The following is a 22529-nucleotide window of genomic DNA, read 5'->3' as shown; positions in this document are numbered from 1 at the left end:
CCACAAGAAAGAAAACCGCGATGACCACTATCGAGATTTCCACGCCCAGGCACGCCGCGCAGATGTACGCCGGCGCGCTGCTGTCCAGCCGCAAGCGCCCCGGCGTGGTGAGGGCGCTCAAGCCGGTGACCTACGTGCGTCCTGCCGTGACGCTCGACGCCGCGCAGGTGGCCGCCTACGCCAAGGTGTGCGGCTTCAAGCCAGAAGCCGGCGTGCCGGTGCTGTACCCGCAGATGCTGACTTTCCCGCTGGCCATGGAGTTCTTTGCCTCCGAACATTGCCCTTGGCCCGCCATGGGCACGGTGCACCTGGCCAATCGCATCCACCAGCACCGCCAGCTCAGCGTGGGCGACCTGCTGCGCGTCGAAATGCGCACCGGCGAATTGCTGGCCCATGAGAAGGGCCAGGTGTTCACGCTGGAGTTCGCCATTTCTCGCGAGGGTGAGCGGGTGTGGGATGGCACCATGACGGCGCTGCGCATCGGCGTGAAGAACCCGGTGGGCAAGCCCTACGTCAGCGCCCTGAGCAGCGATGCGAACTTGTCGTGCCAGGCCGGCTTCACGGCGCCGGCCGACATCGGCCGCCGCTACGGTCTGGTGTCCGGCGACATGAATCCCATCCACCTGAGCGCGCCGTCGGCGAAGCTGTTCGGCTTCCGCCAGGCCATTGCCCACGGCCTGTGGACCAAGGCCCGCGCACTGGCAGCCATGTTGCCGCGCCAGCCGATCGGGCAGGCCGAGGTGACGGTGGAATTCAAGACTCCGCTGTACCTGCCCGGTCGGGCCTCTCTGTGGGCCACGCGCCAGGTGAAGGGCACCTTTCCCCATAACGCGATCTTCGAAGTCCGCAATGCCAAGGGCGACAAACCGCACCTGCGCGCGCAGCTCGGCTACGCCTTCGCAGCCTGAAAACCCATCCATCGCGAAAGAACACCATGACTACATCCAAAGCACAGAACCCCGCCACCGTTCGCCGCGTGGCCATCCTCGGAGGCAACCGAATTCCGTTTGCCCGCTCCAACACCGTGTATGCCACCGCCTCCAACCAGGAGATGCTGACGGCCACGATCCAGGGGCTTGTGGACCGTTTCAATCTGCACGGCGAACGCCTGGGCGACGTGGTGGGCGGCGCCGTGATGAAGCACGCCCGCGACTTCAACCTGGTGCGCGAATCGGTCCTCTCGACCACGCTGTCGCGCGACACGCCGGCGTTCGACATTCAGCAGGCCTGCGGCACCGGCCTGGAAGCCGCCATGCTGGTGGCCAACAAGATCGCGCTGGGCCACATCGAGTGTGGCATTGCCGGCGGCGTGGACACCACGTCGGATGCGCCGGTCGGGCTGAACGAGAAGCTGCGCAAGATCCTGCTGGAGGCCAGCCGTGCCAAGACCACCGTCCAGCGCCTGAGCGCACTGGCCAAGGTGCGCCCCGCCATGCTGGTCCAGCCGGCCCTGCCACGAAACGGCGAGCCACGCACCGGCCTGTCAATGGGCGAGCATGCCGAACAGATGGCCGCCGAATGGGACATCAGCCGCGAGGACCAGGACGAACTGGCGCTCAAGAGCCACCAGAACCTGGCGCGCGCCTATGAAGCCGGGTTCTTCAACGACCTGATGACGCCGTTCAAGGGCGTGGCCCGGGACAACAACCTGCGCGCCGACCTCAGCATCGAGAAGCTGCGCAGCCTCAAGCCCTGCTTCGACAAGAAGGTGCGCCCTGAGCAGGGCACCCTGACCCCCGGCAACTCCACGCCGCTGACCGACGGTGCATCGGCCGTGCTGCTGGCCAGTGAAGAGTGGGCCGCCGCGCGCGGCCTGCCAGTGCTGGCTTACCTGAGCTTCAGCGAAGTGGCGGCGGTGGACTTCTTCGAGCAGAAAGAGGGCCTGCTGATGGCGCCGGCCTATGCTGTGCCGCGCATGCTGGCGCGCGCCGGCCTGAAGCTGCAGGACTTCGACTACTACGAAATTCATGAAGCGTTCGCCGCACAGGTGCTGTGCACGCTCAAGGCATGGGAAGACAAGGCGTTCTGCAAGGAAAAGCTGGGTCTGGACAAGCCCCTGGGCAAGATCAACCGCAGCAAGCTCAACGTCAACGGCAGTTCGCTGGCAGCCGGTCACCCGTTCGCCGCCACCGGCGGGCGCATCGTGGCCACGCTGGCCAAGATGCTGGAGCAAAAAGGCACCGGCCGCGGCCTCATCTCCATCTGCGCCGCAGGTGGGCAGGGCGTAGTGGCCATTGTCGAGCGCTGATCCTCACGTCACTGGAGACCATTACCATGACCCAATACAAAGCCCCTCTGCGCGACATGCGCTTTCTGATGAACGAAGTGCTGGACTACCCCGCACACTACGCCAGCCTGCCCAATGGCAAGGACGCCGACCCGGAGATGGTCGATGCCATTCTGGACGGTGCCGCCCAGCTGTGCGAAGACGTGCTGGCCCCCCTGAACCACTCCGGTGACATCGAGGGCTGCCACTTTGACAACGGCGCGGTCACCACGCCCAAGGGCTTCAAGGAGGCCTACCGGCAGTTCGTCGAGGGCGGCTGGCAAGGGCTGTCTTTCCCCACCGAGTTCGGTGGCCAGGGCCTGCCCATGTCGCTGAACCTGTTCAAGTCGGAAATGATGGGCACGGCCAACTGGTCGTTCGCCATGTACCCGGGCCTGAGCGTGGGCTGCATCAACACCCTCATGCAGTACGGCTCGAAGAAACAGAAGGCGCAGTACATCCCCAAGCTCGTTTCCGGCGAATGGGCGGGCACCATGTGCCTGACCGAACCCCAGTGCGGCACCGACCTGGCGCAGGTCAAGACCCGGGCCGTGCCCCAGAAGGGCGGCAGCTACAAGATCACTGGCACCAAGATCTTCATCTCCGCCGGCGAGCACGATCTGACCGAGAACATCGTTCATATCGTGCTGGCGCGCCTGCCGGACGCACCCGAAGGCACGCGGGGCATCTCTCTGTTCGTCGTGCCCAAGTTCAAGGTCAAGGCCGACGGGACGCTGGGCGAGCGCAACGCGGTGAATTGCGGCTCCATCGAACACAAGATGGGCATCCGCGCCTCAAGCACCGCCGTGCTGAACTTCGACGAAGCCGAAGGCTTCATGGTGTTCGAGCCCAACCGCGGCCTGGAAGCCATGTTCACCTTCATGAACACCGCCCGCCTGGGCACGGCCGTGCAAGGGGTTTGCCATGCCGAGGCCGCCTTCCAGGGCGCGCTGCCTTACGCCAAGGACCGCCGCTCCATGAGGGCACTCTCCGGCAAGAAAGACCCCGAAAGCAAGGCCGACGCGCTGATCTGGCACCCCGATGTGCGCCGTATGCTGCTGACGCAAAAGGCCATCGCGGAAGGCGGTCGCGCCATGATCTACGACGCGCTGAAGATCGGCGATCACATGTTCAACGCATCGGCCGCCGGTGATGCGGAGGGCTACAAGGCCTTTGACAGCAAGCTCGGCTTCTACACCCCCATCCTCAAGGGCTTCCTGACCGAAATGGGCCTGGAGGCGGCCAACCTGGGCGTGCAGGTGTTCGGCGGCCATGGCTACATCAAGGAGCACGGCATGGAGCAGATCGTTCGTGATGCGCGTATCTCCACGCTCTATGAAGGGACCACCGGTATCCAGGCGCTGGACCTGCTGGGCCGCAAGGTGCTGATGGGCTCCAAGGGCAAGTGTGTGCGTGATTTCACGCTGGAAATGGTCAGGTTCGCTCGTCCCCACCTGCTCAGGCGCACCCCTTTGGGTGCAATGGCGCGCAACCTGGCCGCCCGTGCAGCGGAATGGAACCTGCTGACCACCGCCATCATGTTGCGCGCTCCCAAGGACCGCGAAGTGGTGGGCGCCGCGAGTGTGGACTACCTGATGTACTCCGGCTTCGTGATGATGGGCTACTACTGGGCGGGGCAGGCCGCCAAGGCCGAAGAACTACTGGCCAGCGGGCAGGGCAAAGAGTCCGAAGACTTCTACCGCTCCAAGGTCCAGACGGCGGAGTTCTACTTCGAGCGCCTGATGCCCCGTGCCAATGCCCACCGTACCGGTGCGCTGGCCCCCACCCGCTCGGTCATGCAACTGGATAACGAGCACTTCGCCTTCGCGTGAACGGTTGTCATGAGGGGATAGCTGGCATTGCGGGAGATGCCGGCGCCCAGCTTTCCGACCTCATGTTTTCACCTGTCGCCGGATCAGGTAGTCGGTGATGATGCCCTTGCGATAGTCCTTGGCCTGGGGCGGGCTGGTGGGCCTGCTCAAGGCCTGATAGCTTCCGACAATGGCCAGGTAGAACAGGACGGCGAGTTCTTCCGCGGTCTTCGGGTCATCCGTCAGTCGCAGGAATTTGTCTTCGAAAAGGGCCATGCGGGCCGCATCGACTTCGACCAGCATCTTCGCGACGACCGGGTCGCGCCGGCCCAGGCCGCGCAGTGCCAGCTCGAAACGCATGTTTTCAAGATCGGCCCCGGCATGGGCCAGCGCCGCCTCCAGCAGATGCTCCAGATCCGCCTTGGGGTCATCTGTCGCATCGAGTTGAAGTGCGCGATCCAGTTCGACTTCGCGCTTGCGCCATCGCTCAATGAGTGAGCTGACAAGGTCGGCGTGGTCGTTGAAGTGCCAGTAGAAACTACCACGCGTCACGCCCAGGGTCTGTGCGATCACGAGGACCCGCACGTTGTCAAAGCCACCGTCCACGACCGCCTGAAATGCCGCGTCCAGCCAGTCATCTCGAGTGAGTCGAGGCGCCTCCGAGCGCTTTCTTTTCCTGTTTTCAGGATTCATTGGTCTCGTACATCAAAGAATGTCCCCATGCTTTTTTTGCGAACGGACTGTGGTTTTCCTGCCGGGGTTTCGGCGGAACAAGACGCCGAAAGCCGAAAGCCAGGGCACCCGGCGGGTGGCATACACATGTGTCTTGAAAAATGGTACAGTGAGCATTTAGATACACAAGTGTACGGTGTTCGCTGTCCTTGGCGCCAAACCCCAAAACGGAGACATGTCATGACCAAGCTTGCAGTGCACGCCGGACAGAACATCGTGCTCCTGCGACGGGTCAAAGCGCGGCAGACGCGAGGAGTCTGATGTCGATCAGGACTTTGTTGATGCCGGTCATCAGCCAGCATCTTCTCGCCAGGGAGCGCCTGCTCAAACTGCGCGCCAGGGCGGAACGAGAACGGCTCGCCGGGGCCCGGCCGCATCAGGTTCACTACTTTCACCAGGTCGACGATCCCTATAGCGCCCTGGTCGCAGGCATCCTGCCCCAACTCATCGCTCGCTACGACATTGATGTTGTCCCGCATGTGGTCGGTCCACCGCCAGACAGCGCGGCGCCCGAGCGTGAAAAATTGATTGCCTACAGCCGCAAGGACGCGAGATTGCTGGCGAGGCATTGGAACCTTGTGTTTGACGATCTGATGGGGCAACCCCAGGATCAGTCCGTGGAAGCCGCAACCCGCCTGCTGGTGGCCGCCGTTCAGGACGGGACTTTCATTGAAGCGGCGGGCGAGATCTCCACCTGCCTCTGGAGTGATCCTCCGAGCCTGTTTTCCATGGGGCGGTCCGGCGGGCCATTGCGCGCGGTTGACCCATCGGCCGTCTCATCCCATGTCGCCGCCTCCAACGCACTGCGGCAGCAACTGGGGCACTACCTGGGCGCGACCTTCTTCTATGCGGGCGAGTGGTATTGGGGCATCGACCGGCTGCACCATCTGGAGCGGCGCCTGCAGGACCTCGGCGCCCAGCGCCTCGGCGTTCAGGACCTGATGTTTCCGCCCGACGCCGATCTGAGCGGGCCGGTGAGCCTTGCCAGCCCGCTGCCCATCGATTTCTTCTTCTCCTTTCGCAGTCCCTACTCGGCGATCGTGGCGCCGCGCGTGTTTGAACTGGGACGGCGCACCGGAGCGCCGGTGCGGCTGCGCTTCGTCCTGCCGATGGTCATGCGCGGTTTGCCCGTGCCGCGCGAGAAACGAACCTACATCAGCCTTGACGCCGCGCGCGAGGCCCATGCAAGGGGAACTCCCTTCGGGCGGCTGAACGACCCGGTCGGACGTCCGACGGAACGCGGCCTGTCGCTGATTCCCATTGCCGAGCAGATGGGGTGCGCTGAAGCCTATGTGCTGTCCTTCATGCATGGGGTCCGGGCCGAGGGCATTGACGCCGGCAGCGACCGGGGCTTGCGCAGGATCGTCGAGCGGGCGGGCCTGTCCTGGGATGCGGCCCACAGGGCCCTGAAGGAAGATGCCTGGCGCGCGACGGCGGAGGCCAACCGGAAAGAAATGTTCGATCTGGGTCTGTGGGGCGTCCCTTCGTTTCGCGTGGGAGACACTGCGGTCTGGGGTCAGGATCGCCTATGGGCCGTGCAGGATGCGCTGCTCAAGCAGGACCCGGGCTGCGGGGCGACCCTCTCGCTTCAGACCCCGATACGCTACCCATTCAAGGAGAAAAGATGAACACACTACTGAAAGCCGCCTGCCTGGCGGTCTATGTCCTGGCGCTGGCGGGTCTCGCCGGGCTGCTGCCGCCTGGCCTTTCGGGCACGATGCAGAACATCGCGCTCGTGTTGCTGGTGATCCATGCGCTGGAAATCGTGGTCATGTTCAAGCAGGTGCGCCTGTACCGTGGCCCGCTGGCGGTCAGCATGCTGCTGACCCTGCTGTTCGGCCTGCTGCACTGGAAACCGCTGGCCGACGAACAGAAGCGGACCACGGGCCGCTGAGGTCGCGCCGTTAGGCTCGACTCCCGGTCGACACGACGAAGAACACGGTGAGGGCGGCGGCATGATGCTGAAACGGCTCTGGTTCCTGATGTTGGGACTGTGCGCTGCGCTCCATGTGCAGGCCGCCACTGACGCACGCCCGAACATCGTGGTGCTGGTCGCCGATGACTGGGGCTTCACCGATGTCGGCGCCTTTGGGGGTGAAATTGCGACCCCTCATCTCGACGCCCTGGCGCGCAGCGGGGTGCGCTTCGCCAACTTCCACGTTGCGGCATCGTGCTCCCCGACGCGATCCATGTTGCTCACAGGCGTGGACAACCACCGTAACGGCCATGGCAACCTGCGCGAGACCATGCCGGGCGAACACCTCGGCAAGCCGGGGTACCTCGGTTCCCTCGTGCCCAACGTGGTCACGCTGGGCACCTTGTTGCAGGCGGGCGGCTACCGGACCTACATCGCCGGCAAGTGGAACGTCGGCAATGAGCCGCACAACCTTCCCAACCGGCGTGGCTTCGACCGATCCTTCATCATGGGCGACACCGGCTCGGACAACTGGGAGCCGGAAAAACGCTACCTGCCCCATTCCGCCCGGGTCAACTGGTACGAGGATGGCAAGCCGCCGGTGATGCCCAAAGAATTCTTCTCGTCCACCTTCTTTGTCGACAAGACCATCGACTACATCCGCAGCGGCGCGGCCAGCGGCAAGCCCTTCTTCGCCTACGTCGGTTTCCAGGCCAACCATGTCCCGGTGCAGGCGCCGCAGGCCTTCATCGACAAGTACAAGGGCCGCTACGACGCTGGCTGGACGGCGCTGCGCGAGGCCCGGCGCAACAAGGCGGTCGAACTCGGTCTGATCCCGAAGGACACGCCCATGGTGACGATGGTCACCACGGGCGACTGGGCCGCGCTGAGCGCCAAGGACAGGCAGTACCAGGCGCGGCTCATGGAGGTTTACGCAGCGATGGCCGAATCGCTGGACCATGAAGTAGGGCGCCTGATCGCCTACCTGAAATCCACGGGCGAGTACGACAACACGGTGTTTGTCTTCCTGTCTGATAACGGCCCTGAGGGCTCGGACTACAAGGAGGCCGACCTGTGGCTTCGGTTCAACTACAGCCGCGATCTGGAGCGCCTGGGCGGCAAGGGTGCCTACGTGGTGCCTGGGCCGTCCTGGTCCAGCGCATCAGCGTCGCCGTTGGACACGTTCAAGTTCTATTCCGGCGAGGGCGGCATCCGTTCGCCCATGATCATCAGCGGCGTCGCCGGCGCGGCCCACAACCAGATTCACGACGGGTTGACCCACGTGACCGACATCCTGCCAACCCTGCTGGATGTGGCGCAGGTGGCGCGCCCCGGCGCAAGCTATCAGGGCCAGCCCATCGAGGCGCCCACCGGGCACAGCCTGTTGCCGGTTCTCGCCAACCCAGCGATGCGCGTGCGTGCCGCAGACGAGCCGCTGGGCTATGAACTGTCCGGCAACAAGGCGCTGTTCAAGGGCGACCTGAAGATCGCGCTGAACAACCCGCCGATTGGCGACGGGCAATGGCACCTGTACGACCTGCGCACCGACCCGGGCGAGACGAGTGACCTGCAGAAACAGCGCCCCCAGGAGTTTGCCGCGATGCAGGCCGAGTACGCGGCCTGGGCAAAGGCCAACGGCGTTCTGCCCATGCCCGATGGCTACAACCCCGTGAAGCAGGTCCTGATCAACAGCTTCATCAATTACTGGATTCCCACCTATCGAAACACGGCGCTGGCCGTGCTGGCGGGCCTCATCGGCTTGATCGTCGCCGGGGTCGTGATCCGCAGGCGGCGCCGCGCTGCATGACGGCTGGCGGCTACCTGGACAGCCCCTGGCCGGGCGAAGACGCGGGCCCGGCACGCTTGCAGGCGCCCCGTGGCGGAGACGGATTGCGCCTGCGCGCTGGCGACAAGCTGGGCTGCGTGACCCGCAACACCTGGATGTCGACCATGACGGTTCTCGGCGCCCCGGGCGAGGTCTATCTGTTGACGCATTCGGTCCTGCGCGCGAAACTGGGGTTTCCCACCACATCGCGCGTCGAGCAGATCGACCCGATCACCCTGAAGACCCTGCGCCGTTCGCCGCGCCTGCCCGGCGGACCCATGTGGCCGGGTGGCATGGCGATTCACCGCGATGGCGATATCTATGTCGTGTATGGGCGCTGGGCGCACCGGCTCAGCCGGGCCTGTGTGCCGCTGGCGTCGCTCCGGCTCCCGGTCGATCAGCCCTACAACTCCTTCGTGATCCTCGACAACGGGCTGATCGTCACCAAGAACCTGTCGGACCGGACGCCTGCGCGCCTGACGGTGATCGACGCCGAGACCCTGCAACCAGCGTGTCCGGACAGGGACTGCCCGGAGCCGTCGATCGCGCGCCTGGGCGCCATCGGCAACACGGTCTATGTCGTGGGGGTTCGTTCGATCTTTCGCTACCACTGGGACGCCGTTGCGCAGACGCTGGTCTTCGACGACGACTGGCGATTCGACTACGTCGGAACGACCAGCCAGACCTATGGCTGGGACGTGGTGCTCGACGGCCAGAACGCCTGGTTCATGGACAACGGCCGGCACAACTACGTGATCAAGATGATCGGCTCGGGCCTCAACCCTACACCGAACCGGCTGATCCGCGTGTCGCTGAGTGATGCGCGTGACCATCAGATCCTGACCGTCAGCGGCATGGTGGGGGGCAGCATCACCAACCCGCCCCTGGTCGACCTGAAACGCCGCATCGTGCTGGCCTACGATTCGGCCAACCGCTACCTGCGTGCCTGGCGCTTTGACGCGCAAGGCGCGACGCTGACACCGCTGTGGGAGAAGACGCCTTTCGGCTGCGCCAGCCACATGATCCTGTACCCGGATACCGGCGAAGTCGTCATCAACGACTACCGAAGGCATGCTGAGGAAGTGGTGGTGCTGGCCATCGAATCGGGTAAGGAGTTGGCGCGCGCGCGCACCGGCGGCCTCAACCAGGGTGTGGTGTTTCCGAGCGTGGGCTGGGGGCGAGACTTCTACTGGTCGTCAATGGGCCGGCTTGCGCGGGTGTTTGTTCAATAACCGTCAAAGGAGTCATCCCAAGATGAAAGTCAGGAATTGCATCGCCGCGCTGGTGTGCTGGGTGCTCACTGTGAGTGCGATGGCCGCCCCAGTGGAGATCTCGGGCGTCAAACTCGAAGAGGCGATCGATATCAGCGGCAGCCGGCTTCAGCTCAATGGCGCCGGGATCCGCTACAAGGCCATCTTCAAGGTCCTGGTCGCCGGCCTGTACCTGGGCAAGAAAGTGGCCACGCCCGAAGAGGTCTTCGCCGCACCGGGCCCCAAGCGCATGAGTCTCACGTTTCTGCGCGACGTCGACAGCCAGGAGTTCAGCAAACAATTCATGAAGGGCTTTGCGGACAACACGGGTGCGGACGAGGTGGCGAAACTGGCGCCGGCGCTCGCCCGGATGAGCCAACTGATTGCCGCGCAGAGGAAATTCCTGGCGGGAGACACGTTGACGATCGACTGGATCCCCGGGAGCGGCACGGTCATTGCCTTCAAAGGCCAGCCGCAGGGCCAGCCGTTCAGGGAAAGCGAGCTGATGAACGGGCTGCTGGCCATGTGGGTCGGCAAGAACCCCGCGGATCCGAGGCTCAAGGACGCCCTGCTGGGCAAGCCGTCGTGATGCGGAAGAAGGTCTTCAGCAAGCCCCGCAGTCACTCCTGAGAACCTGACATGTCAAAGACGCTACTCATCACGGGCACGGGCACGGGCACGGGCACCGGGATCGGCCGCGATGGCACCATTGCCTTGGCGGCGTGCAGTCGTCGCGTGATCGCGGCCACTTGCACTGAGGCGCGCCGGCCCCGGCTGCGCTGCGTCGCGTCCTGGATCCCGGGCTCTTCGTACGGCTGGCCCGCACGTTCGGCGTCTGAACGTTTTTCATAGAGAGACATCCATGAACCTCCGTCGTTTCGCCCTCTTGATCGTCGCTGCAGCCGTTGTCATTGGCGCTGCGGCCTATGCGTTTCGCGCGCCGCTCAGCATGGCCGTGGCCCAGCGCGTCGCCGCCAGTCGCCTGGCCGCCGACACCCTGAATGATTTGCCGGACGGCCTGCATGTCGGGCTGTGCGGTGCGGGCTCGCCGATGCCCGACGACCGGCGCCTGGGCGCCTGCACCGTGGTCGTGGCCGGCCGGCGACTGTTCGTGTTCGACACCGGCAATGGCAGCAGCCGCAACATCGGCAAGTTGGGCTTCGTCCATGGCCGTATCGAGGCGATCTTCCTGACCCATTTCCACTCCGACCATATCGATGGCCTGGGTGAGCTGCTGATGCAGCGCTGGGTGTCGACGGGCAACGCCGCACCGGTCCCGCTGTATGGACCATCGGGCGTTGAAAAAGTGGTGGCGGGCTTCATGCAGGCCTATGAGCAGGACCGCCACTACCGCGTCGCCCATCACGGCGAACAGACGGTGCACGCGGAGGGTTTCGGTGCGGTTGCGAAGCCGTTCACCGTGCCACCCGAAGGGCACGTGGTGCTGATCAAGGGTGGCGATCTTGAAATCAGCGCCTTTGCCGTCGATCACAAACCGGTACACCCTGCCGTCGGCTATCGCATCACCTACAAGGGCCGCAGTGTGGTGCTCAGCGGTGACACGACGAAGTCCGCTGCGGTGCAGCGCGAGGCCACCGGTGTCGATCTGCTGGTGCACGAGGCCCTTTCGCCGAAGATGGTCGACCTTCTGGGCCAGGGCGCCGCCGCCGCGGGGCGCCTCAACGTGAAGAAGCTCATGGCCGACATCATCGATTACCACACCACCCCCGAGCAGGCCGCCGAGATTGCGCGCGATGCGAAGGTCCGCTACCTGCTGCTCAGCCACATCGCGCCGCCGCTGCCCTTGCCAGGGATGGAGAAAGCCTTTCTGGGGGGCGCACCTGACATCTTCGGGGGACCGATTCGAGTGGGAGCCGATGGTGATTTCATCAGCCTGCCGGCCGGGTCCCAACAGATCGACGTCAGCCGGCGCTTCTAGGGCCTGAACCGGGCCTCATGCAAACTTCATCCCGTACCCATGGCCAACGACCTCGCGCTTGAGACCCTGTACTTCGACACCGCCGAGGGCATTCGGCTGCATGCAAAGGCCTGTGGCCCGGCGCGCGCGCCGGTGTTGCTGTTCGTGCACGGTTTTCCCGAGTTCTGGTACACGTGGCGCCGGCAACTCGCGGAGTTTTCAGCCGATTTCCGCTGTATCGCGATCGATCTGCGGGGTTTCAACCTGTCCTCGCAGCCGTTGGATGTCAGCGCTTACAAACCCCATCTGCTGGTGGCCGACCTGAGAGGCGTGATCCAGGCGCTGGGCGCGCCGGTGTTCGCCGTGATCGCCCACGACTGGGGTGGTGCGGTGGCCTGGAGCCTGGCGGCGCAACACCCGGAACTGATGCAGAACTTCGTGGTGCTCAATGCGCCGCACACGATCCTCTTCGCGAAGGCGCTGGCCTCGGACACAGGCCAGCAGGCGGCCGGCGCCTACATGAACGTGCTGCGCCTGCCCGGTTCCGAGAGCCTCCTGGCAAAAGACGGCCATGCCTGGCTGCGTGATTTGCTGGGCGAGCTGAGCGATGAGGAGCTTCAGGCCTACCGGGGATGCTGGGCGCACGGCCTGGCCGGCGGATGCAACTACTACCGGGCCTCTCCGCTGCACCCCGACACGCCGGATGCGCCGGGCCGGATGGCGGCCGTGGCGGCCCTGCTCGATCCGGCCGACTTCCAGGTCAAGGTGCGCACGCAGGTCATCTGGGGCACGGGCGACGTGGCGCTGCGCCCGGTGTTGCTGGAGGGGCTGGAGCAGCACGTGAGCGACCTGCGCGTCCACCGCATCGAGGGCGCCGGCCATTGGGTGACACGGCGCAACGCCGTTGAGGTGAACCGCGTGATCCGGAGTTTCCTGGCGGATACACCCGGATAAACCTGATCCGTCTTGCTCCCTGCCGGGTGCAACTGCGGCCGCGATCAGCGCTTGATCGGTTTCACGGCGCCGCAGTCGGCGGCGAGCCATTTGCCCGACTGGTCCATGGTCATGCGTTCGGGCTTGCCCTCGACGCTGGTGTTGACGATGGACTTGCTGGTGTAGGCCGTGGGGCTGCTGAAGGTCACCTCGCCTTCGCCGCTGGTGGGGGGCTGGCCGGCGCAGGTGAACTTGAACTGCATCGTGCTGGCGCTGCGCTTGATGACTTCCTGCTTGCACTGGTCGTTGAACTTCGGCATGTCCATGCGCGCGGCATCCTCGGGCGTGACGCAGACCTTCACGACGTTGACCTTGGAGCCCATGGCCACACCGCTCTGGGCCATCATCTGCTCCATCTGCTTGCGCTTCTCGGGGGGCATCGCAGCGATCTGCTTCTGCAGTTCGGCCATGCCCTGTTCCATCTTGCCGCTCTGGCTCTTCATCGTGAAGCTGTGCTCCCACAGGCCGGGTTTCATGGTCTGTGCGCTGGCGCCCATGCAGGCCAGGGCCACCGGCGCGACGGCCAGGATCAGACACAGTCTCATGGCGGAATCCTCCTGAAAAATCGCCATTGTGCGCCTGAGCCTGCCAGGCTACAGCGGCAGGCGCGTGCTGTTTTTCACCTCTTCCATCACGGCGTAGGTGCGCGTTTCGCGCACACCCGGCAGTTGCCACAGCACGGTGCCGGCAAATTCGCGGTAGGCCGCCATGTCGGCCATGCGCGTCTTGAGGAGGTAGTCAAAACCGCCGGCCACCATGTGGCACTCCAGGATGGCCTCCTGCGCCTGCACCGCCGCCTTGAACTGCTCGAACACGTTGGGCGTGGTGCGGTCCAGCAGCACCTCCACGAACACCATCATGCCGCGTCCGAGCTTGAGCGGGTTCAGGCGCGCCTCGTAGCCCAGGATGTAGCCCTCGCGCGTGAGGCGTTGCACCCGCGCGAGCACGGCCGTGGGCGACAGCGCCACCGCCTCGGCCAGCTTCAGGTTGGAAATCCGTGCATCGGCTTGCAAGGCGCTGAGGATGCGCTGGTCGATGCGGTCGATGCCCCAGAGTGATTCGGCCATAGATAGTGAAAAAATCGGTGAAGTAACGCAAATTTAGCGTGAAACTCATCACGAGTCGATCAACCATGGCGATATTCACCAGTTGCCATGGAGTTTTCGATGACCGATGCCACGCCCACGCCGGCGGCCGCCACCCCTGACGCCGATCGCCTGCCCTTTCCCTATCGCCCGGAGGCCGAGGTCGTGGCCGACAGCCTGGCCGCGCTGCACGGCGCGCTGGACTGGGTCGCGGCCGCCCGCGTGGCCGCACCTTGGGTGCAGGCCGTGCGCGACCAACCGCCGCCCTTCTGGGCGGTGGACAGCCTGCTCAAGGAATACCCGATTTCCAGCGCCGAAGGCCTGGCCCTGATGCGCCTGGCGGAAGCCCTGCTGCGTGTGCCCGATGCAGAAACCGCCATTGCCCTGACGGCGGACCAGCTGGGCCGCGCCGACTTCGATGCCGCAGGCGATTCCACGCTGGCCCGGCTGTCGTCCAGTGCGATTGCCTTGTCCAAGAAATTCCTGCCGGGCACCCCCGGAGGTGCTCAGGCCGCGCAGGAGCCTGGCCTCGTGGCGCGGCTGGGCGCGCGCACCGTGGTGGCCGCCACGCTGCGTGCCGTGCAGCTGCTGGGCCGCCAGTTCGTGCTGGGCCAGACCATTGAGGAAGGCATGGCCGAGGCCGATGGCGCGCGCCGCCGGCAGCCGAATCTCAGCTACAGCTATGACATGCTGGGCGAGGGCGCCCGCACCGATGCGGATGCACTGCAACACTTGGCGAGCTACCAGAATGCTATTCAAAAAATAGCATCTTCTGACCATCCGACGCTGGGAATCGAGCAAAAAGACGGGATTTCCATCAAATTGAGCGCGCTGCACCCGCGCTACGAGGCGGCGCAGCATGCCCGGGTGATGCGCGAGCTGGTGCCGAGGGTCTGGAGCCTGTGCGAGCGGGCTGCGCGCGCCAACGTCGGGCTGACGATCGACGCCGAGGAGGTGGACCGGCTGGAGCTGTCGCTCGACGTGTTCGAGGCGTTGGTGGCGCAGGTGGCGCAGCACTTTCCGCAGTGGCGCGGCTTCGGCCTGGCGCTGCAGGCCTACCAGACGCGCGCGCTGCCGCTGATCGAGCACATCATTGGGCTGGCGCGCCGGTACCGGCTGCGCTTCATGTGCCGCCTGGTCAAGGGCGCCTACTGGGATGCCGAGATCAAGCGCGCCCAGGAGCTGGGCCTGCCGCACTACCCGGTCTTCACCCACAAGCACCACACCGACGTGAGCTACCTGGCCTGCGCCCGCGCGCTGCTGGCCGCGCCCGACGCCATCTACCCGCAGTTCGCCACCCACAACGCGGGCACCATCGCGGCCATCCTGCAGATGGCGGCCCGGCCGGCGGGGGTTGATGCGTCAGGCGGTAATGGGGGGGTGGGAGGCCGCGCGTTCGGCGCAGGTCAAGGAGGAGCCCGCGAAGCGGGCGGGGGACACGGAGCCGAGCGCGCGGCCTCCCACCCAGGCTCCGATCCCGATTCGACCTCGTTCCAGGGCGCATCACCCCGCTTCGAGCTGCAACGCCTGCACGGCATGAGCGAGGGCACCTACCGCGAGGTGCTGAAGAACCCGCTGGTGGCTTGCCGGGTCTACGCGCCGGTGGGTGCGCACCGCGACCTGCTCGCCTACCTCGTGCGCCGGCTGCTGGAGAACGGCGCCAATTCGTCCTTCGTGCACCAGCTGGCCGATGCGTCGGTCGCGCTGGACGAGCTGCTGGTGTCGCCCTTGCACCTGGCGCCGAACCCGTCTTTGCCGCTGCCGCCGGACCTCTTCGGCCCGGGCCGCAGGAACAGCGCCGGGCTGGATCTGGCGGTGGCGGCCATGCGTGCGCCGCTGCTGCAGGCGCTGGACACGGTTCAGGTGCCTGTCGTGGCCGAGTTTGACGTCAAAACGGCACCATCCCAGCGTGATCTGGCGCAAGTTTGCTATCAACAATGGAGCAAGGTGCCGGTTGCCGAGCGCGCTGCCGCCCTGCGCCGCGCGGCCGATGCGCTGCAGCAGCAACTGCCCCGCTTCTGCGCGCTGCTGGTCAGGGAAGCCTTCAAGACCTGGGGCGACGCGGTGGCCGAGGTGCGCGAGGCGGTGGACTTCCTGCGCTACTACGCGGCCGAGGCCGAACGCCTCCAGGCGCCGGTGGCCCTGCCCGGCCCCACCGGGGAGAGCAACGAATTGCACCTGGGCGGGCGCGGCGTCTGGGTCTGCATCAGCCCGTGGAACTTTCCGCTGGCGATCTTCATGGGGCAAGTGGCGGCGGCGCTGGCCACCGGCAACACCGTGCTGGCCAAGCCGGCCGAGCAGACGCCGGGTGTGGCGGCGGAGGCCGTGCGTCTGCTGTATGCCGCCGGCGTGCCGGGTGACGCGGTGCAACTCTTGCACGGTCCCGGCGAGACAGTGGGCGCGGCGCTGGTGGCGCTGCCGGGCATCGCGGGTGTGGCCTTCACCGGCTCCACCGCCGTGGCGCGGCTGATCAACCGCGCGCTGGCGGCCAAGGACGGGCCCATCGTGCCGCTGATCGCCGAGACCGGCGGTATCAACGCCATGGTGGTCGACAGCACCGCGCTGCCCGAGCAGGTGGTGGACGCGGTGGTGCAGAGCGCCTTCCGCTCGGCCGGCCAACGCTGCTCGGCGCTGCGCCTGCTGTGCCTGCACGAAGGCATCGCCGACGGCGTGATCGAGATGATCCAGGGTGCGGCGAAGGAGCTGGTGGCGGGCGACCCGGCCGAGCTGGCGACCGATGTCGGCCCGGTGATCGATCGCGAGGCCTTCGAGGGCATCCGCAAGCACCTGCAACGGCTGAATTCAGAGTCAAAATGCCTCATTCCCAGCGCAAAATGGTCACCAGATGCTATGAATATAATACCACCTGCGGCCTTCGAAGTGCCCTCGATTGCCAGCGTGCAGCAGGAAATCTTCGGCCCGGTGCTGCATATCGTGCGCTGGAGTGGCGACCCGCTGGCGGTCATCGGGCAGATCAATGCGCTGGGCTATGGCCTCACGCTGGGCATCCAGACCCGCATTGACAGCCGCGCCCAGGCCATGGCGCACGCCGCCCGGGTGGGCAACGTCTACATCAACCGCAACATGATCGGTGCGGTGGTGGGCGTGCAGCCCTTCGGTGGCGAGGGCCTGAGCGGCACTGGCCCGAAGGCGGGCGGGCCGAACTACCTGATGCGCTTCTGCGCCGAGCAAACCGTGACGGTCAACACGACGGCGGCGGGGGGCAATGTGCAGCTGCTGGCCTGAGCGTGACGCCGCCGGGGCGCCTCAGTGGTGATGCCCGTGCGCGCCGTGGGCGTGCTTGTGCGTGACTTCTTCCGGAGTGGCCGCGCGGACCTCGAGCACCTTCAGGCTGAAGCGCAGCGCCTTGCCGGCCAAAGGGTGGTTGCCGTCCAGGAACACGGTGTCGCCCTTGATCTTCATCACCGTAAAAGCCTGTTCGTGGCCTTCGGCGTCGCGGCCCATCAGCTGGCCGCCGACCTTCACGCCCGGCGGAAAATCCTTGCGCGAAATGGTCTGCAACAAACCCTCGTCGCGTTCGCCGAAGGCATCGGCCGGCTGCAGCTGCAGCGTGATCTGGTAGCCGGCCTCCTGGCCCTGCAGCGCGGCCTCGATGCCCGCCAGCGTGTTGCCGTAGCCGCCGTGCAGGTAGGCCGAGGGCTCCTTGGCTTCCTCGATCAGCTTGCCCTGAAGGTCGGAAACCTTGTAGCGCAGGGTGACGACGGTGTCTTTTTCGATTTTCATGGCAGGGTGCGGTGGGCGGGGCCGTGGTTGGTGGGGGCGATTTTCGCTCAACCCAGCGCTACGCCATGGCGGCACCAGGCAATTGCCAACCCATGGCCCGATGCCCCTCACCCGACTGGACGTGCGCTGCACGTCCAGCGCACGTCCATTGGACCACCTACCGGCAGCCGATGGTGAGGATGCTGCCCTCTGGGCCGCTGACACGCCGCTCCGAGCCGTTGCCACAACTGTAGGTCACGGTCATCTGCTTGTTGGCCTGATTGGGCGCCGGATCGCCGCACAGGTCGTTGTCCACCTTGACATCGATACGCCTTTTTCCCGCAACCAGCGCCTGCAGGCTGTCGCGTGCATCGCAACGGGCTCCGCGAATGCCGTACAAGGCGCTCGAAATGGTGATCTGCCCCATCCCGTTGGGATACGGGCTCTGGTTTCCCGCCGCAGCGGCGCCATCCCGATAGCCTTGGTCGTAGCCGCGGCGGTATTCGGCACTCTGCGAATGGGCAGAGCCCGCCACCAGGACAAGCGCTGCAAAACCCAACACAGACATTGATCGGGACATTGAGAATTCAGGGATCATGACGGCACTCCGAAGGTAGATGGGAGTTGCAATCTACGGCTCCCCCATTCCCCCGTCTGTGCGCTGGCGCTCGATCGTTGTGGCTGCCACGAAAAAGAGGCCCGAAGGCCCCTTGAGGTGTCCAATTAGGTCTCGACTCAAATTGGCGGTCATGGAGCCGATTTGGCCAGAACGCTGTGACCAACGCCTTGTCGGTTTCGCCTTTGTCCAAGATCAGTGTGCGCCTGGTGATCTTGCAGCTATGGGTGGCCCCCGCTACCGAGGGTGGGGCGTGACAACGGCAACGGCTGGCCTGACGCAATCCAAGCCGCCGGAATCTGCAAGCGCGAAAAAGAGACGGGCAAGAGCCGGGTTTACCCGCCAATCCGTCGCGCGGGTGACATCAGACCCCGGCGTACCGGGTGTCTGGGTCCCCCCGCCGATGGGATATCAAAGTGACTTCGCTACTTGGCTTCCTTGGGCGGCTTCTGCGGGGCGTTGGCGTCAAATTCGATCTGCATCTGGCGCAGTTTCATGACGCCATAGAAAACGACCAGCGCCATGGCGATGACCAGCGTGGCGACCAGCGCCTTTTCCACGGTGAACGCGCCCATGCGGTTGGCGGCGGTGCTGCCCAGGATCAGACCGAGGATGCCGATATTCAGTACCCAGTTGACGGGCTTGGACACCACATAGTGAAGCGTGCCAAACCCGGCGAGCTGGTACAGCATGAACGGCAGGATTGCGACCGCCGGCAGCAGTTCGGTGATGCCCAACGGAACGGCCACGGCGCCCGGCGCCGCGCTGTGCAGCAACTTGCTGTTGGCCAACTCATGAAACAGGCCCGGCACGGCGCACAGGATCGGCACGGCGCACAGCAGTTCGAGCACCAGACCACCGCTCCACGCGGCCACCCGAGAGGAATGGTCGGCGCCCGCCTCGTTCGATTGCGTACCGATGAACAGGCCAGCCACGATGGCGGCCGTGCTGGCCAGCATCAGCAACTCCACCGTGATGCCAAAGCCGGTGGGCTCGCCCACCTTGAGCAGCAACAGCGCCAGAAAGCCGGGCGTGTAGACCACGACGCGGGTCAGCTTGGCCCAGACGCGCACGTCACGCTCAGGCGGCAGGATGGGAAGGGGGAGCCCGTTGGCTCCGATGGCAGGTCTTTCCTTCGACATGACGGTTCCTCAGATCAACTGAATGAATGAACGAAAACCTTACCGTACCACAGCGCGGGGCGCCTGAAAACAGGTCCGCGTCGGTGCGGCAGGGCGATGAAGGGGGATCGCCAGGGATGATCAACCGGGCACACTTCCTGGTCTGCGATTGGCAGGATCACGGGTTTCATCGTCCCTACTCTTTTGGCTTGCTGCTCTTTTCTCGCCGGGCCATGGTTTCGGCGCGCAGATCGTTGTAGCGCGCGACAAAATTCACCAGCACGCTGGCGGTCCAGGCAAAGGTAAAGATGCCGGAGATCGCGATGATCGGGGGCAACAGGCGCCAGGCATGGGGGAGCGAGAAGGGCTCGCCCAGCGCGGTGTAGCAATTGGCCGCAAAGTAGCTGGCCCGCGCCCATCCTTCCACAATGTTGCCGAAGACCAGCGCGACCGACCAGACGAAGACCTCGGCCATGTGCAAACTCAAAAGAGCCACCACGGTTGCGGCAAACAACAGGTCGGCGCGCCAAAGCCCGGCGTGGGCGCCGGCGCTCTTTGAACGCTTGAGGAAACTGCTCGTGATGAGGCGGATCCAGAAGGCATGAAACATGATGACCAGCACCAGCATGCCGCCGCCAAACACCATGTCGGGCACCGGCAGTGCTTCGGTCAGGACGGTTTCGACCACCGCACCGGTGGCGGTATGACTTCCATCGGTCCCTGAGGCCGATGCGGCTGCCGGTGCCGGCGATGGCATCTTATCGGGCGTCGCAGGGTGTCCGGACATGGCAGTTGAACAGTTCTCAGGGTTGGCTTCGGCGGGTGTGGCGGATCATAGCGGCCCGTTCAGGGTCGGGACCACCCGGTCGAACCCGCAGGGGCCTGCTGCAGCAGGGCCGTTCAGCGGTTTTCCAGCCGGTTGTAGTCCAGCAGGCCGGCTTCAAGCGGCGACCATTGCGCGTAGGCCTGCATCAACGCATCGCTGGCGGCCCAGAAGCCGGGGTGGGTGCGCCGGATCGCGAACCGGCTGGCCAGAGCACGGTAGTCGGCTTCCGAGGCCAGCCCCTGGATGGCGCGCGCGAAATCCGGCAGCTGTGCGGTCGTGGCGCGGTAGATCGCATTCGGGTAGGCGCCAATGAAGCCGGGCACCACCGTCAGCGTGTTTTCCGCCGGCAACAGCTCGGCCTTCTCCTTCATCAGGTGCGTGACATTGCTGTGGGCGGTGTTGCGAAGCAGGCTGAAGTACCGGGGTGGCCGCGGCGGATCGTCCACGCGCAGCACCGTGGCTTCGGGCAGCCACGCCAGGCTGGCGCCGCGGATGCGAGAAAGCGTCTGCAAGGGCTGGCGCAGCCCCACATCCGACACCGTGGCCAGGTCGAATCGTTGCTCCAGAACCGGGCTTAGCCGACGGCTGAGCATGCCGTAAAGCTCGGCTTGCGGGTCATTGCTGCGGAAGGCAATGCCGGACTCGGCATCCAGCGGGTTCTTGCTGCCATCGATGTACGCCTTGACGCTGTCGCTTGCACCCCGGTACCAGCGGTCGCGGATGGGGCCGCGCGTGGCCTTGGGCAGGAAGGTCAGGAAGTTGCTTTCGCCTTCCATGCGCAGAAAGTCCATGTACAGGCGGCTGTTGAGCTGATGCCCGATGTTGCCGTAGGGGTCGTAGCCGGCCACCAGCAGGTAATAGATGCGCTCGAACAGCGGGTAGCCGATGACCCATGCCGTCTCGGGCGGCTCCCCCACCAGGCCCTTGACGACCGAAGCACTGTCGAAATGGCGGAACACGGTCAATGCGGCGTTCGGGTTGCGCCCGTCGCCGTCCCAGATCAGCGGCAGGTCGACCTTCTGCGCGCCGCCATAGCGTTGCGTGAGAAGCGCATTCTTGGCGGCCAGGAAGTCGCTTTCCTGGCGGGCCATTTCGAGCCAGGCGAACAGCGCCGGCGAGTCGCTGCCGTAGGAGGCGGGCAGGCGCATCTTGCTGGCCAGACGGGCGGCCAGTTCGGCATCCGCGGCCCCTGAGCCGCTCTTCGGATCCATGAAGAAGACCCAGAACCGGTCCTGGATCACATCGAGCGCCATCTGGCCGCGGCACACCGGCCCCTTGATGAAGTTCATGATGAAGAACTCGGCCTCGTTCAGCAGAAAGCGGTAGCGCGACTCGGGCGGGATTGCCGCAAAGGTCAGGAACGGGTTGGACGCCTGCTCATCGCCGTACGACGGCAGGGCCTGGACCACGTAGGCCGGATCGAGGAACCAGCCACGGTACTTCGCCATGCGCTGCGCGGACAGCCGGTAGGGCATGTGGGTCTTGGCCAGGATGGTCTCACGTTCGGGCTCCAGGCGGTAGTAAACACGAGCCACGCCGGGGTCTTCGTAGGGGCGGCGGGTGGCCACCGGAACCACTGGCTTGCCGGGCGCGGTGGTCGAGCGGACGAGGCGGAAGGACTGATGGTGCGCATCGTCCTCGAACACCAGATGACCCAGGAACAGGTGCTCGTAGAGGTAGCGGCTCATGAGCTGCTCCTTGAGCGAACTGCCGTTGAGGAACTGCTCCCAGTCCTTCACCTGGCGTGCCACATGGGCCGGCGGTGCTGGCGCGGCGTCAAAGGGTGCGCCGGTGGCGAGCCAGCGTGTCACCACATCGAGCTCGCGCGGTGCGAGGCCCGGCAGGCCATAGGGCATGCCGGCCAGCGGATGGTCGCGCTCGTAGGCGTCGAACTCGCCGAGCCGCGCGCAAGTCTGGGCTCGGTCCAGCGAGAAATCGAACGCGCCTGACAGCACAGGTTCATCCGGCAAGGGGTGCGCCTTCTTGAGCGCGAGGCTGCGGTACAGCACGCTGGCCGCGAGGTTGTTCTCGGGCGTGGGCGTGCGCTCATTCAGGACCGGATGGAAATCCTTCTGCCGCCACTGCGAGGGCAGCTGTGCATCCACGAACAGGCGCGTGGGCGGAGCCTCAAGCAGGCGAGTGCCATCGTAGACCAGCGCCTTCGTGGCCCCCCGTGCGATGCCCTCCCAGGAACCGAGCTTGAGCTGGCAGGGTGCGTCATAGCAGCCGTGGCAGACCACGCAACGGTTCTCGAGCACCGGGCGCACGTCGCGCTGGTAGGACACGCCGCCTGGCGGCGGTGTCGCCGGGCGGTCAAATCGGCTCGGGTCTGCCGGTCCGAAGCGTTGGTCAAGCAACGAATCCTGGGTCAGCGTGGCACAGCCAGCAACGCAGGCGACAAGAAGGGCAAGACTGGTACTGCGCATGGCGAGACGGCGGATTCAGTGC

19 protein-coding genes are annotated in these 22529 nt (G+C 65.4%); 11 read left to right on the top strand and 8 right to left on the bottom strand.

Annotation, left to right across the window (positions count from 1 at the left end; all coding sequences use genetic code 11):
- The first annotated feature begins 20 nt into the window (after window positions 1–20).
- Genes ACMUOY_RS13005 through ACMUOY_RS12995 form a run of 3 tightly spaced genes read left to right on the top strand, consistent with a single transcriptional unit; the run spans window position 21 to window position 4098 of the window.
- Window positions 21–908: a MaoC family dehydratase gene (locus tag ACMUOY_RS13005; RefSeq protein ID WP_413893149.1), complete on the top strand. Its 888-nt coding sequence runs from the start codon at window positions 21–23 to the stop codon at window positions 906–908.
- A 26-nt stretch (window positions 909–934) separates the two neighbouring features.
- Window positions 935–2248, top strand: a complete 1314-nt coding sequence (locus ACMUOY_RS13000) for an acetyl-CoA C-acetyltransferase (RefSeq protein ID WP_413893148.1) — start codon at window positions 935–937, stop codon at window positions 2246–2248.
- 26 nt (window positions 2249–2274) lie between these two features.
- A complete protein-coding gene (locus ACMUOY_RS12995; protein ID WP_413893147.1) occupies window positions 2275–4098 on the top strand; it encodes an acyl-CoA dehydrogenase C-terminal domain-containing protein in 1824 nt (607 codons plus the stop codon).
- Window positions 4099–4158: 60 nt separating this feature from the next.
- On the opposite strand, the gene ACMUOY_RS12990 is transcribed toward ACMUOY_RS12995, so the two are convergent.
- Window positions 4159–4770 (bottom strand): TetR/AcrR family transcriptional regulator, encoded by a 612-nt coding sequence (locus ACMUOY_RS12990; protein WP_413893146.1) that lies wholly within the window; start codon window positions 4768–4770, stop codon window positions 4159–4161.
- A gap of 320 nt (window positions 4771–5090) precedes the next feature.
- On the opposite strand from ACMUOY_RS12990, the gene ACMUOY_RS12985 reads away from it, so the two are divergent.
- The 7 genes from ACMUOY_RS12985 to ACMUOY_RS12955 all read left to right on the top strand — a co-directional run bounded on the left by ACMUOY_RS12985 (window position 5091) and on the right by ACMUOY_RS12955 (window position 12671).
- Complete coding sequence (locus ACMUOY_RS12985) at window positions 5091–6437, top strand: DsbA family protein (protein WP_413893145.1); 1347 nt, start codon at window positions 5091–5093, stop codon at window positions 6435–6437.
- Window positions 6434–6703 carry a hypothetical protein gene (locus ACMUOY_RS12980; RefSeq protein ID WP_413893144.1) on the top strand — a complete coding sequence of 90 codons (270 nt, stop codon included), beginning with the start codon at window positions 6434–6436 and terminating at the stop codon, window positions 6701–6703. The genes ACMUOY_RS12985 and ACMUOY_RS12980 overlap by 4 nt, the downstream gene beginning before the upstream one ends.
- A 61-nt stretch (window positions 6704–6764) precedes the next feature.
- Window positions 6765–8531: an arylsulfatase gene (locus ACMUOY_RS12975; protein ID WP_413893143.1), complete on the top strand. Its 1767-nt coding sequence runs from the start codon at window positions 6765–6767 to the stop codon at window positions 8529–8531.
- Window positions 8528–9781, top strand: a complete 1254-nt coding sequence (locus ACMUOY_RS12970; protein ID WP_413893142.1) for a hypothetical protein — start codon at window positions 8528–8530, stop codon at window positions 9779–9781. Before ACMUOY_RS12975 ends, ACMUOY_RS12970 begins: the two co-directional genes overlap by 4 nt.
- Before the next feature lie 22 nt (window positions 9782–9803).
- Window positions 9804–10388 carry a chalcone isomerase family protein gene (locus ACMUOY_RS12965; RefSeq protein WP_413893141.1) on the top strand — a complete coding sequence of 195 codons (585 nt, stop codon included), beginning with the start codon at window positions 9804–9806 and terminating at the stop codon, window positions 10386–10388.
- 273 nt (window positions 10389–10661) lie between these two features.
- Window positions 10662–11738, top strand: coding sequence for an MBL fold metallo-hydrolase (locus ACMUOY_RS12960; protein ID WP_413893140.1), 1077 nt, complete (start codon window positions 10662–10664; stop codon window positions 11736–11738).
- 39 nt (window positions 11739–11777) lie between these two features.
- Entirely contained in the window at window positions 11778–12671 is an 894-nt protein-coding gene (locus ACMUOY_RS12955; protein WP_413893139.1) for an alpha/beta fold hydrolase, read from the top strand.
- Between the two features lie 44 nt (window positions 12672–12715).
- On the opposite strand, the gene ACMUOY_RS12950 is transcribed toward ACMUOY_RS12955, so the two are convergent.
- Window positions 12716–13255, bottom strand: coding sequence for a DUF3617 domain-containing protein (locus tag ACMUOY_RS12950; RefSeq protein WP_413893138.1), 540 nt, complete (start codon window positions 13253–13255; stop codon window positions 12716–12718).
- Window positions 13256–13303: 48 nt separating this feature from the next.
- Entirely contained in the window at window positions 13304–13777 is a 474-nt protein-coding gene (locus ACMUOY_RS12945; RefSeq protein ID WP_413893137.1) for an Lrp/AsnC ligand binding domain-containing protein, read from the bottom strand.
- Window positions 13778–13876: 99 nt separating this feature from the next.
- On the opposite strand from ACMUOY_RS12945, the gene ACMUOY_RS12940 reads away from it, so the two are divergent.
- Window positions 13877–17041 (top strand): L-glutamate gamma-semialdehyde dehydrogenase, encoded by a 3165-nt coding sequence (locus ACMUOY_RS12940; protein ID WP_413893136.1) that lies wholly within the window; start codon window positions 13877–13879, stop codon window positions 17039–17041.
- 21 nt (window positions 17042–17062) lie between these two features.
- On the opposite strand, the gene ACMUOY_RS12935 is transcribed toward ACMUOY_RS12940, so the two are convergent.
- From ACMUOY_RS12935 to ACMUOY_RS12915, 5 genes are all read right to left on the bottom strand, one after another.
- Entirely contained in the window at window positions 17063–17539 is a 477-nt protein-coding gene (locus ACMUOY_RS12935) for an FKBP-type peptidyl-prolyl cis-trans isomerase (protein WP_413893135.1), read from the bottom strand.
- A 157-nt stretch (window positions 17540–17696) separates the two neighbouring features.
- Window positions 17697–18098 (bottom strand): hypothetical protein, encoded by a 402-nt coding sequence (locus ACMUOY_RS12930; RefSeq protein WP_413893134.1) that lies wholly within the window; start codon window positions 18096–18098, stop codon window positions 17697–17699.
- A gap of 461 nt (window positions 18099–18559) precedes the next feature.
- Entirely contained in the window at window positions 18560–19276 is a 717-nt protein-coding gene (locus ACMUOY_RS12925) for a hypothetical protein (protein ID WP_413893133.1), read from the bottom strand.
- Between the two features lie 175 nt (window positions 19277–19451).
- Window positions 19452–20042 carry a hypothetical protein gene (locus tag ACMUOY_RS12920; protein ID WP_413893132.1) on the bottom strand — a complete coding sequence of 197 codons (591 nt, stop codon included), beginning with the start codon at window positions 20040–20042 and terminating at the stop codon, window positions 19452–19454.
- A gap of 113 nt (window positions 20043–20155) precedes the next feature.
- Window positions 20156–22507, bottom strand: coding sequence for a fatty acid cis/trans isomerase (locus ACMUOY_RS12915; protein WP_413893131.1), 2352 nt, complete (start codon window positions 22505–22507; stop codon window positions 20156–20158).
- Window positions 22508–22529: the final 22 nt, after the last annotated feature.

It is taken from the genome of Candidatus Skiveiella danica (assembly GCF_022705245.1).
GTDB classification, from domain to species: Bacteria; Pseudomonadota; Gammaproteobacteria; order Burkholderiales; family Burkholderiaceae_C; genus Skiveiella; species Skiveiella danica.
Note: the sequence above shows the minus strand (reverse complement) of the source record. Positions and strands in the feature narration are given on the sequence as shown.

Excerpts from the sequence above, each read along its gene's own strand:
- ACMUOY_RS13005 (WP_413893149.1), top strand. The coding sequence starts at position 21 with ATGACCACTATCGAGATTTCCACGCCCAGGCACGCCGCGCAGATGTAC.
- ACMUOY_RS13000 (WP_413893148.1), top strand. The coding sequence starts at position 935 with ATGACTACATCCAAAGCACAGAACCCCGCCACCGTTCGCCGCGTGGCC.
- ACMUOY_RS12995 (WP_413893147.1), top strand. The coding sequence starts at position 2,275 with ATGACCCAATACAAAGCCCCTCTGCGCGACATGCGCTTTCTGATGAAC.
- ACMUOY_RS12990 (WP_413893146.1), bottom strand. The coding sequence starts at position 4,770 with ATGAATCCTGAAAACAGGAAAAGAAAGCGCTCGGAGGCGCCTCGACTC.
- ACMUOY_RS12985 (WP_413893145.1), top strand. The coding sequence starts at position 5,091 with ATGCCGGTCATCAGCCAGCATCTTCTCGCCAGGGAGCGCCTGCTCAAA.
- ACMUOY_RS12980 (WP_413893144.1), top strand. The coding sequence starts at position 6,434 with ATGAACACACTACTGAAAGCCGCCTGCCTGGCGGTCTATGTCCTGGCG.
- ACMUOY_RS12975 (WP_413893143.1), top strand. The coding sequence starts at position 6,765 with ATGATGCTGAAACGGCTCTGGTTCCTGATGTTGGGACTGTGCGCTGCG.
- ACMUOY_RS12970 (WP_413893142.1), top strand. The coding sequence starts at position 8,528 with ATGACGGCTGGCGGCTACCTGGACAGCCCCTGGCCGGGCGAAGACGCG.
- ACMUOY_RS12965 (WP_413893141.1), top strand. The coding sequence starts at position 9,804 with ATGAAAGTCAGGAATTGCATCGCCGCGCTGGTGTGCTGGGTGCTCACT.
- ACMUOY_RS12960 (WP_413893140.1), top strand. The coding sequence starts at position 10,662 with ATGAACCTCCGTCGTTTCGCCCTCTTGATCGTCGCTGCAGCCGTTGTC.
- ACMUOY_RS12955 (WP_413893139.1), top strand. The coding sequence starts at position 11,778 with ATGGCCAACGACCTCGCGCTTGAGACCCTGTACTTCGACACCGCCGAG.
- ACMUOY_RS12950 (WP_413893138.1), bottom strand. The coding sequence starts at position 13,255 with ATGAGACTGTGTCTGATCCTGGCCGTCGCGCCGGTGGCCCTGGCCTGC.
- ACMUOY_RS12945 (WP_413893137.1), bottom strand. The coding sequence starts at position 13,777 with ATGGCCGAATCACTCTGGGGCATCGACCGCATCGACCAGCGCATCCTC.
- ACMUOY_RS12940 (WP_413893136.1), top strand. The coding sequence starts at position 13,877 with ATGACCGATGCCACGCCCACGCCGGCGGCCGCCACCCCTGACGCCGAT.
- ACMUOY_RS12935 (WP_413893135.1), bottom strand. The coding sequence starts at position 17,539 with ATGAAAATCGAAAAAGACACCGTCGTCACCCTGCGCTACAAGGTTTCC.
- ACMUOY_RS12930 (WP_413893134.1), bottom strand. The coding sequence starts at position 18,098 with ATGTCCCGATCAATGTCTGTGTTGGGTTTTGCAGCGCTTGTCCTGGTG.
- ACMUOY_RS12925 (WP_413893133.1), bottom strand. The coding sequence starts at position 19,276 with ATGTCGAAGGAAAGACCTGCCATCGGAGCCAACGGGCTCCCCCTTCCC.
- ACMUOY_RS12920 (WP_413893132.1), bottom strand. The coding sequence starts at position 20,042 with ATGTCCGGACACCCTGCGACGCCCGATAAGATGCCATCGCCGGCACCG.
- ACMUOY_RS12915 (WP_413893131.1), bottom strand. The coding sequence starts at position 22,507 with ATGCGCAGTACCAGTCTTGCCCTTCTTGTCGCCTGCGTTGCTGGCTGT.